17 protein-coding genes and 1 pseudogene are annotated in these 16,373 nt (G+C 69.5%); 6 read left to right on the forward strand and 12 right to left on the reverse strand.

Annotated elements, in window-relative coordinates:
• Window positions 1-131: 131 nt before the first annotated feature.
• Window positions 132-383 (reverse strand): hypothetical protein, encoded by a 252-nt coding sequence (locus tag PFX91_RS18470; protein WP_285733690.1) that lies wholly within the window; start codon window positions 381-383, stop codon window positions 132-134.
• Window positions 384-886: 503 nt separating this feature from the next.
• Window positions 887-1,201: pseudogene (locus PFX91_RS18475) on the reverse strand (saccharopine dehydrogenase NADP-binding domain-containing protein); the annotation flags it as partial.
• Between the two features lie 99 nt (window positions 1,202-1,300).
• Here PFX91_RS18475 and PFX91_RS18480 point away from each other — a divergent pair.
• The 3 genes from PFX91_RS18480 to PFX91_RS18490 all read left to right on the forward strand — a co-directional run bounded on the left by PFX91_RS18480 (window position 1,301) and on the right by PFX91_RS18490 (window position 3,414).
• Complete coding sequence (locus PFX91_RS18480) at window positions 1,301-2,254, forward strand: helix-turn-helix domain-containing protein (RefSeq protein ID WP_285733551.1); 954 nt, start codon at window positions 1,301-1,303, stop codon at window positions 2,252-2,254.
• 85 nt (window positions 2,255-2,339) lie between these two features.
• On the forward strand, window positions 2,340-2,810 hold the full coding sequence (locus PFX91_RS18485) for an NUDIX domain-containing protein (protein ID WP_285733553.1): 471 nt from the start codon (window positions 2,340-2,342) through the stop codon (window positions 2,808-2,810).
• A 103-nt stretch (window positions 2,811-2,913) separates the two neighbouring features.
• A complete protein-coding gene (locus PFX91_RS18490; protein ID WP_285733555.1) occupies window positions 2,914-3,414 on the forward strand; it encodes a hypothetical protein in 501 nt (166 codons plus the stop codon).
• A 43-nt stretch (window positions 3,415-3,457) separates the two neighbouring features.
• On the opposite strand, the gene PFX91_RS18495 is transcribed toward PFX91_RS18490, so the two are convergent.
• From PFX91_RS18495 to PFX91_RS18525, 7 genes are all read right to left on the reverse strand, one after another.
• Window positions 3,458-4,444 (reverse strand): bile acid:sodium symporter family protein, encoded by a 987-nt coding sequence (locus PFX91_RS18495; protein WP_285733557.1) that lies wholly within the window; start codon window positions 4,442-4,444, stop codon window positions 3,458-3,460.
• A 190-nt stretch (window positions 4,445-4,634) separates the two neighbouring features.
• The gene (locus tag PFX91_RS18500) at window positions 4,635-5,648 is read right to left on the reverse strand and encodes an L-histidine N(alpha)-methyltransferase (protein ID WP_285733560.1); all 1,014 of its coding nucleotides are present in this window, start codon (window positions 5,646-5,648) and stop codon (window positions 4,635-4,637) included.
• Complete coding sequence (locus PFX91_RS18505) at window positions 5,645-6,646, reverse strand: iron-containing redox enzyme family protein (protein ID WP_285733562.1); 1,002 nt, start codon at window positions 6,644-6,646, stop codon at window positions 5,645-5,647. Before PFX91_RS18505 ends, PFX91_RS18500 begins: the two co-directional genes overlap by 4 nt.
• Window positions 6,643-6,858, reverse strand: a complete 216-nt coding sequence (locus PFX91_RS18510) for a CDGSH iron-sulfur domain-containing protein (protein ID WP_285733564.1) — start codon at window positions 6,856-6,858, stop codon at window positions 6,643-6,645. The genes PFX91_RS18505 and PFX91_RS18510 overlap by 4 nt, the downstream gene beginning before the upstream one ends.
• Window positions 6,851-7,504 carry a HemK2/MTQ2 family protein methyltransferase gene (locus PFX91_RS18515; protein ID WP_502888334.1) on the reverse strand — a complete coding sequence of 218 codons (654 nt, stop codon included), beginning with the start codon at window positions 7,502-7,504 and terminating at the stop codon, window positions 6,851-6,853. Before PFX91_RS18515 ends, PFX91_RS18510 begins: the two co-directional genes overlap by 8 nt.
• A gap of 1,030 nt (window positions 7,505-8,534) precedes the next feature.
• Window positions 8,535-8,774, reverse strand: a complete 240-nt coding sequence (locus PFX91_RS18520; protein ID WP_352231704.1) for a DUF397 domain-containing protein — start codon at window positions 8,772-8,774, stop codon at window positions 8,535-8,537.
• A gap of 71 nt (window positions 8,775-8,845) precedes the next feature.
• Window positions 8,846-9,709 carry a helix-turn-helix domain-containing protein gene (locus tag PFX91_RS18525; protein WP_285733568.1) on the reverse strand — a complete coding sequence of 288 codons (864 nt, stop codon included), beginning with the start codon at window positions 9,707-9,709 and terminating at the stop codon, window positions 8,846-8,848.
• Window positions 9,710-9,938: 229 nt separating this feature from the next.
• Here PFX91_RS18525 and PFX91_RS18530 point away from each other — a divergent pair, with 229 nt between their 5' ends.
• Window positions 9,939-10,508, forward strand: coding sequence for an ATP-binding protein (locus tag PFX91_RS18530; RefSeq protein WP_285733570.1), 570 nt, complete (start codon window positions 9,939-9,941; stop codon window positions 10,506-10,508).
• A gap of 94 nt (window positions 10,509-10,602) precedes the next feature.
• Window positions 10,603-11,049, forward strand: a complete 447-nt coding sequence (locus PFX91_RS18535; RefSeq protein ID WP_285733571.1) for a hypothetical protein — start codon at window positions 10,603-10,605, stop codon at window positions 11,047-11,049.
• Window positions 11,050-11,312: 263 nt separating this feature from the next.
• On the opposite strand, the gene PFX91_RS18540 is transcribed toward PFX91_RS18535, so the two are convergent.
• From PFX91_RS18540 to PFX91_RS18550, 3 genes are all read right to left on the reverse strand, one after another.
• Window positions 11,313-12,647: an NAD-dependent succinate-semialdehyde dehydrogenase gene (locus PFX91_RS18540; RefSeq protein WP_285733573.1), complete on the reverse strand. Its 1,335-nt coding sequence runs from the start codon at window positions 12,645-12,647 to the stop codon at window positions 11,313-11,315.
• Window positions 12,648-12,717: 70 nt separating this feature from the next.
• Window positions 12,718-13,818 (reverse strand): alcohol dehydrogenase catalytic domain-containing protein, encoded by a 1,101-nt coding sequence (locus PFX91_RS18545; RefSeq protein WP_285733574.1) that lies wholly within the window; start codon window positions 13,816-13,818, stop codon window positions 12,718-12,720.
• Window positions 13,818-15,311 (reverse strand): APC family permease, encoded by a 1,494-nt coding sequence (locus tag PFX91_RS18550; protein ID WP_285733577.1) that lies wholly within the window; start codon window positions 15,309-15,311, stop codon window positions 13,818-13,820. Before PFX91_RS18550 ends, PFX91_RS18545 begins: the two co-directional genes overlap by 1 nt.
• A gap of 225 nt (window positions 15,312-15,536) precedes the next feature.
• Here PFX91_RS18550 and PFX91_RS18555 point away from each other — a divergent pair, with 225 nt between their 5' ends.
• Complete coding sequence (locus PFX91_RS18555; protein WP_285733579.1) at window positions 15,537-16,199, forward strand: TetR/AcrR family transcriptional regulator; 663 nt, start codon at window positions 15,537-15,539, stop codon at window positions 16,197-16,199.
• The last annotated feature ends 174 nt before the right edge of the window (window positions 16,200-16,373 follow it).

Below are 16,373 nucleotides of genomic sequence, written 5' to 3' on the forward strand. Positions count from 1 at the left end.
CCCACCCCCCTTTGGAGTGTAGGCCGGGCCTCCGGCGCACCTCCGGTGACGGGGCGGGTCCGTAGAGCCGCCCCGGAGGAACGGGGCCCGGAGCGGGCCGGAACCCCGTGGCAGGAGGAGACCCCCTCCCTCTACCCGGCCCCGGGCGAGCGTTTCCCGGCGCGGGTCGACACCCCGTCTCGGTGCGACCCGAGCGCGATGTGCGCGGACAGCGCCCGCAGGAACGCGGGGGCGTCGAAGATCTCGCCCGCGGAGGCCGCACCGGTGGTCTTGACCCGCCCGGTGAGGATGCGGTGGACCGCCTCCACCGCCAGCGGAGCTGTGACCGCGTAGATGTCCCGGCCGCGGGCCGAAGCCCGCCGGTCCCTGCCGCCGGCCCGCACGACGACGTCGACGACGAAGGTCTGCGCGGACCGGCCGCGCTCGTCGGCCGGGGCCGGCGGCGGCGTTCCGGGGCCGACAGCTCCTCGGCGGCCTCGACCGTCATGTGCGCACGCACCTCGGGAACGGCCAGGTGGCGGGGGATCGTGACGGACTCGGCCATCGTGAACCCGCCGACGACGGCCCTGGTGCCCATGGGATCCGGGAACGTCCACTCCAGGAGGGACCGGGGGCCGTAGAGGTACTCCATCCGACCGCCGGTGTGGAGGACGCGCCGGCCGCCCCGCCGCTGTTGGGACACCCGGCCCGCGACGCGGGTTCCGGCCGTGGGGTGCCAACCGCTCAGCCCGTACGCGACGTGCACCTCGTCGGCCCTCTTCCAGTCCCCCGTCGCCGTCACGGCCAACAGGTCGCCGAGAGCACCGAAGAACGCCATCGCGGGCACTACCGCCACCCCCGCGGCACGGGCGCGGTCCGTGAAGCGCGCGAACGTGTCGAGGTTGGCCTCGATCTCGGCCGCCACGTCCACGTACGGGATGCCCGCGCGCAACGCCGCCTCGACCACGGGGACGGCGGTCACGGCGAAGGGGCCGGCGCAGTCGACCACGGCCGCCGTGCCTTCCAAGGCGCGGTCGAGCGAGGACGGGGCGTCGGTCGACGCCGTCCGAAGGGCGAGGTCGGGTGTCCCCAGCGCCCGCAGCCTGCGCCCGTCACGGCCGACGAGGACGGGGACGTACCCGCGGTCGCGCAACTCCGCCGTCACGAGCCGCCCGGTGTGCCCGTAGGCACCGAACACGGCAACCACAGGTCCCGGTTCCACCGGTTCTCCTCACCGCTTGAATGGTCCACGGAAAGATCATGTCGCCGACCGCCGAGCCGCACCAGTGTCCGGAACGACACGATGCGTACAATTCCGGACATGCCTACGGTCGCGCTGGTCGTCACCGACGGGATGCTGCACTTCGAGCTTTCCATGGCCCACGAGGTCTTCGGCGCAGACCTATCTGGGAGGGTCGATCCCTGGTACGACGTCGCCCTCTGCGGACCCGGCACCGCAAGGATCGGTCGGTTCCTCATGGAGCCGGACCACGGACTCGACCGGCTGGCACATGCCGACACGGTGATCGTGCCCGGGTGGGCCGATGTGGACGAACACCCGCCGACCGACATGGTCGACGCTGTGCGCGCGGCCCATGACGCGGGCGCACGGGTGGCCTCCCTCTGCACGGGCGCGTTCGTTCTCGCCGCGGCGGGCCTCCTGGACGGACGGCGCGCGACCACGCACTGGGCCCACACCGAGGCCCTGGCCTCTCGCTACCCGCGGGTAGAGGTCGACCCCGGGGTGCTCTACGTCGACAGCGGCAGAGTACTCACCTCCGCGGGCAAGGCCGCGGCGATGGACCTGTGCCTGCACCTGGTCCGGCTCGACCACGGCTCGGCGGTCGCCAACACCGTCGCCCGCCGGCTGGTCGTGCCCCCTCACCGGCCCGGTGGGCAGGCGCAGTTCGTTGTCGCCCCGGTCCCCGCCCAGGACGGCCACCCCCTGGCCGAGCTGTTCCCCTGGGTGATGGAACGGCTGGACCAGCCGCTCACGGTGGAGGACCTGGCCCGCCGGGCGAACATGAGCTCGCGCAACCTGGGCCGCCATTTCAGGGCGATGACCGGCACCACGCCCCTGCAGTGGCTGCTGGCGCAGCGGATCCGTCGCGCCCAGGAGCTGCTCGGGACCACCGGGGACGGCGTGGAGGCCATCGCGGCCGCTGTCGGCATGGGTACCGCCACGACGTTACGCCGGCACTTCGGCCGCGACGTCGGTGTGCCTCCCGACGTGTACCGCCGCACTTTCCGCGACCGGACACCCCGTCAGGGGTGAGGTGTGCCCCGTCCGGCCGGGCACGGAGACGGGCGAGTCCGCCCTATCCGGGCACGCAGCCTCCGGGATGGTTAGTGTCGGGGGCATGGCTTTCGATCCCACGGCGTCCTTCGCCCGCCCCCGCGTCGCCTCCGGCGCCCTGTTCTTCGACGATCTCGGTCGAGTGATGATGGTGGTCCCCTCCTACAAGGACCACCTGGACCTCCCCGGCGGATTCATGGAACACGGCGAGACACCGACCCAGGCCGTGGCACGCGAGGTGAAGGAGGAACTGGGGATCACTCCGCCGATCGGGCGGCTCCTGGTCGTGGACTGGGCACCCACCCCCGCCGAGGGCGACAAACAGCTGTTCGTCTTCGACGGGGGAGTGCTCGACAAGGGTTGGTTGGACCGCATCGTCCTCGACCCCTCCGAACTGACCGACTACGCCTTCCACGACGTGGCCTCGATCCCCGGGGCGACGATCCCCCGCCTCGCGCGTCGGATCGACCAGGCGGTACGCGCCCGTCAGGAGGGAACGACCCTCTACCTGGAGGACGGCGTGCCCGTCCGGTAGGGGCCCCCTTCCGAGGGCGGGGTGCGGGAACCGCCGAGGCCCGCGTTAGGGTCGAAGCCCCTGCTACGACCGGTCGGTCCTCGACACCAGCGGAGGAACCAGGATGGACGCCGCCGTCGACGCCGCCCAGTGGCACGACTTCGGTGTCGCGGTCATCGGCGCCAGTGCCGCGCTGGCCGGTCTGCTCGTGGTGGCGGTGTCCATCAACCTGCAGCCGATCCTGGCCAACGAGGGACTACCCCGACGGGTCGTCCTGGCCCTGGTGACCTTGACGACGCCGTTGGTCTTCTCCGTGGTGCTGTTGATCCCCGCGATCTCGCCCACCGTGACGGGCTCCCTCCTACTGGCGGTGGGCCTTGGGAGCGGTCTCGTCCTCGGCGTGATCGTCGCGCCGTCCCACCGACCGCAGGAGCGTTCCCTGGTCCAGTGGCTGATCGCCCCCGTCCTTCCGGTGGTGCTGCTGGTGGGTTCGACCGTGCTGGCCGGTGTGGGGGTCCTCCTCGGGACGCTCGGCGGGCTCTACTGGCTTCCCGTCGCCGTCATCGCCTCGGTGCTCGGCGGGCTCACCCAGACCTGGGTGCTGCTCATCGAGATCCTGCGCTGACCCGCGGGGAAGGCGGTGGGGCGTCGGGAGCCGCGTCGCGGCTTCAGCGGGCCCGCACGCCGTCGCTCTCGGGATCGGCGGGAGCGATCCTGCGGGCGATCACCGCGCAGACGAAGAGCTGGATCAGGTGGAAGATCATCAGCGGGAGCACGTACATCCCCACTTGCTCGGAGGGGAACAGCAAAATGGCCATGGGCAGCCCGCTCACCTGGCTCTTCTTCGACCCGCAGAACAGCAGGACCACACGGTCGGCCCGCTCCAGACGCACCAGGCGACCGAGCACGGTGAACAGGGTGAGCACGACGGCCAGGAGCACGCACGAGACCAGGATGACGACGAGCAACTGCGACGGCGGGACGATCTCCCACAGCCCCTGCGTCACGCCGGCGCTGAACGCCGCGTAGACCACGAGCAGCACCGACCCCTGGTCGACGACCGACACGACCGGCCTGTGCCTCTTCAACCACGGCCCGATCCGCCCGTGCAACAGCTGTCCGGCGAGGAAGGGGACCACGAGCTGCCCGAAGATCCCCAGCAGGGACTCGGCGGTGATCTCCACCGTCGACCCCAGCAGGATCGCGGCGAGCAGCGGGGTCAAGGCCACCCCGAGCACGTTGGAGATGGACGCCGAGCTGACGGCGAGGGCCACGTTGCCACGGGCGATCGAGGTGAAGGCGATCGAGGACTGCACGGTCGACGGCAGGATGCACAGGAACAGGAATCCCGTCGCCATCACCGGGCTCAACACCGACGAGGGCAGCGCCACGATCGCCAGGCCGAGGAGTGGGAAGACCAGGAACGTGCCGCCGAGCACGAGAAGCTGGAAGCGCCACCGGGAGAACCCGCGCCGGGTCTCCGCGGGGGAGAGCTTGGCCCCGTGGAGGAAGAACAGCAGACAGATCGCCACGACGGTGAGGTGGTCCAGCGCCTCCGCCGCCACCCCGCGGGCCGGCACCAGCGTCGCGACGACGGGCAGAAGCAGCAGCAGGAGCAGGAACGGATCCAGGAACCGGGGCAGACGGGTGAGCATCCGTCCACTTTGCCCTCAGGGGGCTCACGGGAACAGAGTTAGGGAAGTGACGGTGTTCACTGGTCGGGATGACCTTCGGCACCGTGCCCCCTCCGGCGGAACGGGAGAGCGACGACGGCGTGGGAACGGAGATCCCGCTCGTGGTCGACCCCTCAGCCGTTCCCAGGCTCGAAGACGACGCCGGGAGGGGTCACCGTGAGGGCGAGGACTCGTCGCGACGAAAGAGGAAGAGCCCGTACCGTGCCTCGGGATCCAGCCATCGGGTCCGCAGGTGAAAGCCGTGCGCCCCCACTTCCCGGGCGAGGCCCTCTTCGTCGAACTTCACCGAGTAGCCCACGTTGAGGAAGTGCCCGCGCGGAAGGTGCAGGGTGACCCCCAGCCCCGGTATCGACACCGTCCGATCGGCGCGAGCGCGAAGACGCCCCTCCACCGTGGAGGTCTGAGTGTTGTAACAAGCGTCCGGAACGAAGTCGTCGAGCACGAAGTCGGCGCCGTAGAGGTCGTTGAGCCGGGTGAGGTAGTTGAGCCGGAAGTCGGCGAAGGCCGTGTACCCGACGGGATCGTTGTAGCAGCTCTCCAGGACCTCGGGACTCTTGTCCAGGTCGGCGGAGACCAGGAAGCTCTCACCCGGCTTCAGGGTGCGGGCGATCTCGTGGAGCAGGCCGTCCCGCTCCTCACGCGTGGCGTTGCCGAAGCTGCTCCCCAGGAAGATGACCGCCAGCGGCTCGCCGGTGTGGTCGCGCAGCCAGTCCAAAGCCGCCTCGTAGCGTCCCCACAGCCCGGTGACCTCCAGGTCGTCCAACTGCGAGCACAGCTCGGCGGCGCTGGAGCGCAACATGCCCTCGTCGACGTCGATCGGAAGGTACGTGGTCCGCCGTAGGCGCACACAGCTCTCCAGCAGCAACCGCATCTTCTTCGCGCTTCCGCTGCCCAGCTCCGCGATCCGTCCACCGGCCAGCAGCTCGGCGATCTCCGGCGAGTGGCGTTCCAACAGGGCGCGTTCCACACGGGTCAGGTAGTACGTGGGCAACTCGGTGATCTGCTCGAACAGGTCGGAGCCGACCGCGTCGTAGCCCAGCCAGGGCGGTAGGTGGGGCGGCGTCCGCCGAAGGCACTCGCGTACGACGTCCTCCTCCGGGATCTCCTCACCTCTGCCGGCGACGGGGAGGACACGGGCTCGCGTCGCCGGTCCGGGCGGGTTCACGCCCTCCCCGCTTCCACGGTGCCGTAGCAGCTCGACTCGCCGCGGTTCCAACAGCGCAACAGCCGCTCCTCCAACCGGCCGGCCAGGAACGTGCTGCTGCGGACCCCGAACACGATGTCGGCGGCCAACTCCGGCTCGGCGCTCAACAGCGGTGTGATCACCCCGCGCCGGATGAGCTGTTCGTGCACCGCGTCGGCCTCCACGTGCTCGGCGTAGAAACGGATCGCGGCCGGTCCGCAGCCCAACCTCCGCATGGCCCTGACCAGCCGGTCCGAGCCGGGGGAGGAGGTGATCTCCACGGTGGCGAACTGCCCGATCAGCGCCGCCCGCAACCCACGATGCAGTCCGCACAGCGACATGAAGTTGACCTCGGCCAGCATCTCGGCGGGCGCGGAGTTCAGGTAGGCGCCATAGGCCGCGGAGAGCCCGAGTTCGGTCATCATCTCGGCGAAGAGCCTGGAGTGCACCTGCTCGGGGTCGCCCGCACCGTACTCGTCGTGCTGCACCGTCACCAGGGCGGCCTTCGGCGTGCCGTCCAGCCGTGGGATGACGAAGGTCTGCGGGTCGGCCTCCTTCAGGTGGTAGAGCGAGCGGTGGGCGACGTACTCGCGCAGCTGCCACATCTCCCCGCGGCGGCGCAGGTGATGGGACAGGCCGAACGCGTCGAGGTGCTCGACCAGGAGTGCGTCGAGCTCGCCCTCGACGTCCGTGCCGGCGGGCACGTCGTTCCGGAGCGCGCCGAGGAAGACCCTTTCCAGCTCGGCGCGGATCGCCAGCAGGGCCGGATCCCACTCCAGGCCGGGGTCGACCCCCTCGAAACCGCGATAGTGCAGCTCGTAACAGCAGTAGAGCGCCAGCTGGAGGTCGTCACCGTAGGGTGAAGAGTCGTCCACGGCGGGAGGTTCGGATCGTTCTCCGCGCAGCACGGACAGAACATTCTCGGAGATCGGGCCGCGAGGGGCGGGCAGAGTCGGTGCCTTCGGCAGCGTCGTGGTCATGGGTCGTACTCCTTCCGCTCTTCACCGCGTACACGTCGACGGTGGCTGGTGTCGCAGAACGGGCGCCGCCCGCTGCGACCGCACGCGCACAGGGCGGTGACCGCCCGGTCGCTGGGCACACGCGTCCCGTCGGGCATCTCCACGTCCACCGGACCGTAGACGAGGATCGGGCCGTCCTCGGTGACGATGACCCGACGGCGGTCCTCAGGCATGGCGTGCCTCGATGACCACGAGTTCCTCCTCCGTCTGATCGGGGGCGAGCAGCCCGCGGGCGCGCAGCATCGGAGCACGTGCCCGCAGCACCGGCCCGAAAGGGACGTGGGCTCTGGCGAGCACCTCGGGCACCATCCCGGCCTCACCGAGCCGGTCCAACGTGGCCTGCGAGTCGGCGAGTTCGGACTGCACGAGGAGCAGCACGCCGTCCTCGTTGAGCACCGAGGACACCCCCGCACAGATGCGGTCCAGCAGGAGACGCCCGTCCGGTCCCGCGTCCCAGCACCTCCCCATCCGGTAGCGGGGAGGCAGCAGGCCGGTGGCGGGCATGTACGGCGGGTTGGCGAGCACGAGGTCGAAGCGGTGCGGGGCCACGGGGGCGAACAGGTCGCCTCGTCGGACTGTCGCGGGGATCCCGCGCAGTCGGCTGTTGAGCCAGCTCGCCAGCACCGAGCGTCGTGACAGATCGATCGCGGTGAGGCTGGCCGCGCCGGCACGGAAGGCCTCGATGCCCAGGGCACCGGTGCCCGACCCGACGTCCAGGACCGAGCTACCGGAGACCTGACCGTGTCGGCGCAGTACCTCGCGGAGCAACGACGTGTCCTCCTGTGCCCGGTACACACCCGGAGGTCTCACTAGCAGCATGACCTAGCCATTACCCGGCCTTCGGGTCGCCCAACCGCGACCAGCGTCCTTGTGGGCTGTCGAGCGGTGACCGTGGGTGAGGGTGGGGCGAGCGGGGCGAAGCGTTCGGTGACGCGATGCGGGCGGCGATGTGGTCGGCGACGTGTTCGGTCCGTGCGGAGTCGGTGACCGACCCCCCTTCCAGGGCCGTTTTCGAGCCTCGCGATGGCCCCGGAAAGGGGTGCGGCGGGGCGGGGGCTCTGACCCGGTAGCCGTGCGCGTCCTATGGGACTGCCAGGCCTTAGTCGGTGGGGACTCCGTCCGGCCAGAAACAAGGAGAGGAGGCACTGATGGAAAGCCGGTCATCCGGGCTGGACCTCAGTGAAGGTGATCGAGGGAGTCCGTGGGAAGCCCAGGGAGGCTGGGGAGGCCATGGAAAGTCCTTCCCTGATGCCCGGTGGGTGTGCGAGTGATGGCTGAAGTCCCCGGCCTGGGGAGGCAGATGCGCCTGGTCGTGGTCTGTGGTCCTTGCCCGGCCCGGGGCCCGGCCGGGCCCCGGTGTTCTTGAGGGCCACCTGGAGGCTGATAGACGAGCCGGAACCGTGGCGGGTGTGACAGGTGGGATTCGAGCCCCCGTGATCTTGCTCCGAGCGTCACTGCCAGGCGCGCTCAGTGACGCTGGGAGCAAGATCCACTGGTTCGTTCTGCCGGCGCTCGCGCGCCCGGACGGCGGAAGCACCGGCCCCTGGGGGTCGAAGGCTCGCCGCCTCCCGGTTCCGGTCGCCACCGTGGCACGCTCACCCGGTCTCCTCCTGGTCCAGCTCACCCGGCTCCTCCCGGCTCCCTGTCGGGGAACGACAGACGGCCTTCCTCAGGGCCACTCGGGTGGAGAAGCGCGCTTTCCCCCGGTGATCTTGCTCTGGGTGTCACTGCCGGGCGCCTCCAGTGACGCTGGGAGCAAGATCACGGGGGAAGGGGCAGACCGAGGAGGCTTTATCGGCCTGCCACTTGACGTAGAAGCGTCGCCGCAGATCGGGCGTGGGTCGGGGCGCTACCGGGAGAGTGCGGCGGAGAGGAAGCCGGCCCACTCGGCGGCGGGGAAGGGGAGGTGCCCGGCGTCCGGGTGCTTGGAGTCGCGGATGGCGGCGCCGCAGGGAAGGTCGGCGACCTCGACGCACTCCTGTCCCTGGGCGCTGTAGCTGCTCTTACGGAAGGCAGCGGGGATGTGGGCGACCTCGACGCAGTCCTGCCCAGCACCGCTGTAGCTGCTTTTGCGGAAGCCTGCGGGGATGTGGGCGACCTCCACACAGTTGACGTCCTGGCCACTGTAGCTGCTCTTGTAGAAGGTCAACTCAGGGTCTCTCATGAGGCGCTCTCTAGAGTCTTGATCTGGTTGGTGATGTACTCGGCAGACTCTGCCGAGCTGATTGCTGACCCTTGTATGTCCCCAAAGGTGGCTTTATAAGCCTCTATGTCCTCATGATCTTCTAGGTAAAGCGCATCAGTAAGGGTTGGCACGCAGACGATAGGTGTGTCGAGAGGGTGAGGAAACTCCAGGATTATGAAGGGGGCAGTTAGCCCGGCATGAGCTCCTTTGCTGTAAGGCAATACTTGGACATCGATGTGCGGCATTTGTGCCATGTGTAGCAGGTGCTTGAGTTGATGCAGCATCACGTTGGCTCCGCCAACGGGGCGATGGAACGCCGCCTCATCGATGATCGAGCGAAGATGTACAGGCTGATGTCGTGTCAAGATCTCCCGTCGCTTCATGCGAGCCTGAGTCCTTTGTTCCATCTCGCTAGGGCTGGTATAACGCCCTCCTTGGAATAGGGCTCTGGTGTAGTCGGGGGTCTGGAGTAGCCCTGGGATGACCTGTCCGTCATAGGACCGTAAGACGGACGCTTCTGTCTCGAAGTCGGGGAGTGTCTCGTTCTTGAAGACGTCTTTGTACTTCGACCACCAACCACGCACCCGAGCATCTCTAGCGAGGGCATGCATGCCCTCGCGTCTTTCTGGATCAGTGACGTTGTACAGATCCATCAACTTATCGAGATCATCCGCATTGATGCGCTTTGCCTCGGTTGTCTCCATTCGGGTGACCTTGGGAGGGCTCCACTTGAGCTCCTTGGCGGCTTTCGTTGCTGTATAACCAGCAGTTTCGCGTGCGCGGCGAAGCTCAGAGGCAAGGCGGCGGAGGCGTAGGGAAGGGCTTCGGGGGTCTTGCATGGCATGAACCTAGCTCAATGCTGATCAGTAATTTTCGAGAAGTGCTTGTATAACCTGTACTTTACAAGTTAGCTTAGAGGTGTGGTCAGTGACCGGTGGATCACTCAGGGTTCATGTCGGTCAGGCTACGCCTTGCCCGTTCCTCGCATCACGGCATCCGTGAGACTTCTCCAACGGGCCCACGAAACCCCTGCTCATGTACGGCTCTACGCCAAGGAGTGTGCTCGTCATGCCCGTAGACACCTCTGCCTCCGCCGCCGCGCGCTCGGTGCCCGTACCGGGTGAGGCCACCGTGCCGCTGGCCGCCTTCGTCCAGCCCGCCCATCGCCACTACTTCACCCGCCGGCCCGACCGCCCGAACTACCGAGCCCGCCGCTACACCTTCGCCGGCGTTCCCGCCCTCATGCCGCTGGTGCGGGCGTTCCTGGACACCTGCGCCGCCGACCAGCCCACCGACTACCGGTACCTGTTCACCCTGCTGGGCGGCGAACTGGTCACCAACGCCCTTCGCCACAGCCTCTCCGGGCAGGCAGGCGGAAGTTACACGCTGCTGGTGCACCGCCACCGCACCGGACTGCACCTGTCCTGCCGTGACCGGGGCGGACTCCGCGACCAGGACGGCCACCTCAAGCCCCAGGAGAAAGCGCTGGACCCGTCCGCCGAGTCCGGACGAGGGCTGGCACTGGTGGACGCCCTGGCCACCGAGTGGGGCGACAACGGCAACGCTCACTACCGCACGGTGTGGTTCCACTTGGCCTACGACCTCACCGGCAACCGCTGGAACACCACCGACCTGTGACATGAAAGCGGGCCCAGGAGAGCGCGCCAACGCTCGTCCCGGGCCCTGAACCCCCAAAACCCAACACGGTCATATGTAAGGAAACGAGGATCTGATGCGTCAGCCTATCCCCTCACCCCGCCGCTCCGCCGAGGCTCTGCCCCTGCCGATGCTGCCCCGCCGCACCCCGCTGGCCGGTCCCCACTGCCCGCCCGTCGCCCTCCACCACCCTCAACGGACGCCTTCGGCGCAGTCCTCTCCGTCGTGCGACCACCCCTCCTGCCGGGAACGCCGCGCCCAACGCCTTCCCCGCTTGGGCGGACACCGAGCCGAGTTCGCCGTCGAGCACGCCCAGGCCGCCGCACTCCGGGCACAGCACCGCCACCTGCTCATCTGGTGGGGTGAGGCCACCCAGTCCTTCTGGGTCGCCACGCCGACCGGGCTGGAGGAGGCCCACGATGTCGACACCCTGCTGCTGATGTTGTGGAAGTACACCGATCCGCCCGCCATCCGTCCCTGGGCGCAGGCGATCGGCCACACCCGGGTTCCCGTCCCGGCCTGATCGGTCCGTGCCCGCACACCGCCGTGACCCTTCCCGGTACCCGTCGGGGAAGGGTCGCGGCGCCTTTTCACGCACGGCTCGGCCGAGTCCGGTTCCGGCGGCTCCGTGGGATTGGAACCCCGAGTTCGGGAAGACGGCGGGGCGGGCGACCCGGCACGCCGCACACCGGACCCGGCCCACGAAAAAGGGAGCCGACCCCGGGCGCATCCCCGGTTCCGGCTCCCTCACGAGGCCGATACGACCCCGTGGTCATACGGGCGTTTTCACGCGACCGTGCGGATGAGCTTCTTGTTGACGAACTCCTCCATGCCCAGACGGCCCAGCTCACGGCCGATGCCCGAGCGCTTGACGCCCCCGAAGGGCAGCTCGGCGCCCTCGGCGCCGACACCGTTGATGAAGACCATCCCGGCCTCGATGCGGTCGGCGACGCGCTCGGCCTGCGCGGGGTCGGTGGTGAACACGTACGAGCCCAGGCCGTAGGGGGTGTCGTTGGCGATCCGTACCGCCTCCTCCTCGTCGGCGGCGGAGAACACCAGGGCGACGGGGCCGAAGAGTTCCTCTCGGGCCACGGGCAGGTCGGGGGTGAGGCCGGTGAGGACGCCCGCGGGGAAGTACGCCCCCTTGCGCTCTCCGGCACTGACCAGCCTCGCGCCCTGGGCGACGGCGGCGTCGACCTGGCGTTGGAGGTTCTCGGCGGCGGCGACCGAGGACAGCGGGGCGCCGGACTGCTGGGCCAGTAGCCGTTCGGCGAACCGCTCCACGAAGGCCTCGTACAGGTCCGCGACGACGATGAACCGCTTGGCCGCGTTGCAGGCCTGGCCGGTGTTGTCGAGCCGGGAGGCCACGGCCGCGTCGACGACGGAGTCGAGGTCGTCGGCGGACAGCACCAGGAAGGGGTCGGAGCCGCCGAGTTCGAGGACCACCTTCTTCAGGTGGCGCCCCGCGATCTCGGCGACCGCGGAACCGGCCCGCTCGGACCCGGTGAGCGAGACGCCCTGCACACGCGGGTCGGCGATCATCGTGGCGACCTGGTCGTTGGTCGCGTAGACGTTGACGTAGGCGCCCTCGGGGAAGCCCGCCCGGACGAACAGCTCCTCCAGGAGAGCCGCGGTACCCGGGCACTGCGGGGCGTGCTTGAGGACGATGGTGTTGCCCACCGCCAGGTTCGGGGCGGCGAACCTGGCGACCTGGTAGGCGGGGAAGTTCCACGGCATGATGCCCAGGAGCACGCCCACCGGGAAGCGTCGCAGAACGGCCTCGCCAGGCCCCGAGGTGACGTCGATCCGCTCGTCGGCGAGGAACTCCTCGGCGTGGTCGGCGTAGTAGTGGTAGATCTCGACGCAGAAGTCGATCTCCCCCTCGGCCTCCGCGAGCGGTTTGCCCATCTCCCGCACGATGCCCTCGGCCAGGGCCGCGCGGTGCTCGGCGTGCAGGTCGCCCAGGCGGCGCAGCGCCGTGGCGCGCTCGGCCGCCGTGCTCGTGCGTCCCCAGGCGGTGGCCCGGTGGGCGAGCTCCAGGGCCGACGAGATCTCGGCGTCCGTGGCGGTCGGGTAGGTGGCGATGACCTCGCCGGTGGCGGGGTCGGTGACGGCGTACATCGGTTCTCCAGAAAAGGTGTGCGGGTGCGGGAGGCCGGTCGGCCCCGCGAGGGGCGGGACCGACCGGATGTCAGGGCCGCAGGATCGTGCGCAGGCCGGTGCCCGCCTTGAGGTCGTCGAACGCGGCCTCGACCTCGGACATCGGCCGGATCGTGCCGATCAGATCGTCCATGGGCAGCCGCCCCGACAGGTACAGGCGCGCCAGCCTCGGAATGTCGACCTGTCCCACACTGGAACCGTAGTTGCAGCCCAGGATCCGCTTGCCCTGGTCGGCGAGGTCGAAGAGGTCGAACGCGCCGGTCGCCCCGATGGGGGCCATGCCGACCAGGACGGCGGCGCCGCCGGAGGTGAGCATGTCCGGAAGCGTCTCGATCACCCGCGGACTGCCGATGGCCTCGAACACGTGGTCCGCGCCGCCGAGCTCCTCCCGGCACCAGGCGGCGACGTCGGTCGCGGCGCCGTCGAGGGCATGGGTGGCACCGAACCGCAGGGCCGCCTCCCGCCTTTCGGGCGACAGGTCGACGGCGACGATGGGGTCGGCCCCGGCCAGCCGGAGCCCCATCACCACGGACAGACCGACCCCTCCGGTGCCGATGACCACGGCGGACTCGCCGGGGCGGACCTCGGCGGTGTTGGCGACCGCACCGATCCCGGTGGTGATGGAACACCCGAGCAGGGCGCCCACGTCGAACGGCAGTTCCTCGGGCACCTTCACCGCGGCGGACTCGGGGACGACGAGCCGTTCGGTGAACGCCCCCAGCCCCAGGTAGGGCCACACCTGTTCGCCGTCGGCGTCGGTGAAGGGGGTGGTCCCGTCGGGCAGGGTGTTGTCGACGGCGCGGGTCTCCGTGCACAGCCAGGCTTTGCCGGCCGCGCACTTACGGCACCGGCGACAGGGCGCGAACCAGGACAGGACGACGTGGTCGCCCGGCTCCAGCCCGGTCGTTCCCGCTCCGGTGGCGGTGACCACGCCCGCCGCCTCGTGCCCCAGGATCAGGGGCCGGTCGGTGGGCCAGTCCCCGTTGAGCACGTGCAGGTCGGAGTGGCACACACCGGCGGAGCGCACCTCGACCTCCACCTCACCGGGGCCGACGGGCCTGAGGGAGACCTCGCGTGTGTGCATCCCGCGGCCGGGGTCGACGACGACGGCCGGGGAGGATTGCGACGACATCAGGGCGTCTCCACCTTCTCTTCCTGCTCTTCCTGGTTCTGGCTCGCCGGGAGCCGGGTGTGGGGCTTGGCGACCATGACGTAGACGAGGCCGATGGCGAACAGCACGGAGAAGACCAGGATCACGGCCCAGACCTGCACCCAGCTGCCGCCGACCGGGGCGAGTTCCACCCGCGGCCAGGCGATGTTGGTCGCCTCGAAGAGCAGCCACACCACGGCCACGACGTTGATCACCAGGCCGGCGCGGCCCAGGCGCACCCGCCCCTGCGACGGGCGCCACCGCCCGCTCAGACGGGAGACGAGGGCGACGAGGGCGACCGACAGGAAGACGAAGTAGAAACCGCCGGACCCGAACGCGATCAGGGTCGCCGCGGCGTTGCCGTTCAGTCCGAGCAGGAGCCCGAGGCTGGCGAGCACCGCCGTGACCAGCAGGGAGACCCACGGGATCTGACGCGGTCCGACGGTGGACAGCGTGCCGGAGAAGGGCAGCTGCCGGTCGCGGGCGAAGGCGAAGACCGCGCGGCCGATGTAGGTCTGGATCGAGATGGCGCAGGCGATGAAGGCGACGAGCACGACCGCGATGAAGGGCTTCTCGCTCCAGGCGCCCAGGTTTCCGGTGACGGCGTCGAAGACCGGGTCAGCGATCCGTCCGGCGACGGCGTCCTCCGGGTTGGGCAGCGCCAGCGTGACGGCGACACCGGTGAGCAGGACGGTGAAGGCGACGAACAGGTAGGCGCGCAGCAGGGCCCGGGGAACGCTGCGCCTGGGCTGGGAGGTCTCCTCGGCGACCTGCGTGGTGGCGTCGAAACCGAGGAACGCCCAACCGGCCACGGCAAGGCAGGTCAGGAAGCCGGCGAAGACCGACCCGTTGGAGACCGACTCCGCCCCCAGGGTCTGGAAGAGGAGGTCGAACCCGTTGTTGTGCGCGAAGACGAGCAGGAACACGCTCACCGCGATGGAGGCGACGCCCTCGGCGATGATGCCCGCGTTGAGGAAGTGCTTGACCGGGTTGACGCCCAGGAGGTTGATGCCCAGGGCCACGGCGATGAAGACCACGCCCAGCAGCACGTGGTGGAGGGGCTCCAGCGGCGCGTCGCTGAAGAGCATGTGCAGCCACGTCGCCCCCAGGTAGGCCACCGTGGTCAGCGAGGCGATCGCCGAGGCGAGGTAGATCCAGCCGACCAACCAGCCCAGGCGCGGGCCGCCCAGGCGGCGTACCCACTGGTAGACGCCGCCGGTGACCGGGAACTGTGAGGACAGTTCGGCGTAGACGGTCGCGACCGTCAGTTGGCCGAGGAAGGCGACGACGACCGCCCAGATCCAGGCGGGTCCGGCGAAGACGAACCCGAGTTGTACGACGGCGTAGATGCCCACCACGGGCGAGATGGTGGCGAATCCGATCGCGAACACGGCCCACACGGACAGGCTGCGTCGGAGTTCTTGTTGGTAACCGTATTCGGCCAGTTCCCTGGCGTCGGTGCGTGTGTGGTCCACGTTCGTCTCCTGTGAGGGGTGCGCGACGACTTCAGCGGGCCCCCGTGCTGTCGGCGGAGGGGCGGTGTCCGTGTACGGAACACGCCGCGGTGGGCCGGGGTGAGGACTCGGGGCCGACGGTGGAGGTCCCACCGAGGGCCGGGTATGGGCAGGTCACCCCAAGTCTAAGCTATTGGCCGCGCGACCAATAAGGCTATTGGGTGCTTACCCAATAGCATCTGTGCCATGACGTCAAGAGGTGGCGGGAAACGAACCCGCAAAGCCCCCGAGGAGCGCCGGGACGAGATCGTCGCGGCGGCCGCCCGGATCGGGCTCATCGAAGGCCTGGAACGCATCACCCTGCGCCGGGTGGCCGACGACCTGGGGGTGCGCTCCGGCCTGGTCGGTCACTACTTCCCCGCGGTCGAGGACCTGGTGGCCGAGGCCTTCACCAGCGCCGCACTGGGGGAACTGGACGCCCTGCTCCCCGAGGAGTCCACGGACAGGGCTCCAGACGGCGCGGTGCACGTCCTGCGGGGCTTCCTCGCGCGGATGTCGGGTACCGCCTTCGACGACGTCAGCAGGCTGTGGCTCAACGCCCGCCACCTCTCGCGCTACCGGCCCGTGTTGCACGAAAGGGTCGTGCGACAGGAGTTGCTCTGGTGTCGGCGGGTGGAGAGGGTCATCGCCTCCGGAGTGGAGGAGGGGGTGTTCCGCTGCGAGGATCCGTGGGGTTCGGCCGTGCGGGTCATGGCCGCCATCGACGGGACCAACTCCTACACCAACACCAGTGCGCCGCAGCGGTCCGCGCCTTTGACCGCCATGGTCCGCACGTTCGCGGAGGTCGAACTGGGGTTGGCCCGTGACGCCCTCCTTCCCCAGGGGGTGGAGGCGGCCGGTTCGCCGTGACGGCAGACCCTTCCCACCGCTTTGCTTCCGGAGAGGGGACGGGGGAGGAGTAGGGGAGTGCCGGCCTTACCGCCCGTTCCCCGGGGCGACGAAGCGCGTCGGCCGCCCCGAGAAGAAAGATCCTGCCGTCGGCCGAGACCGTCGCCTCCTTCATGGCGCGGGCGGCGGGATCGT

Origin of the sequence: Nocardiopsis sp. ATB16-24 (assembly GCF_030271535.1) — a bacterium.
Lineage (GTDB): Bacteria > Actinomycetota > Actinomycetes > Streptosporangiales > Streptosporangiaceae > Nocardiopsis.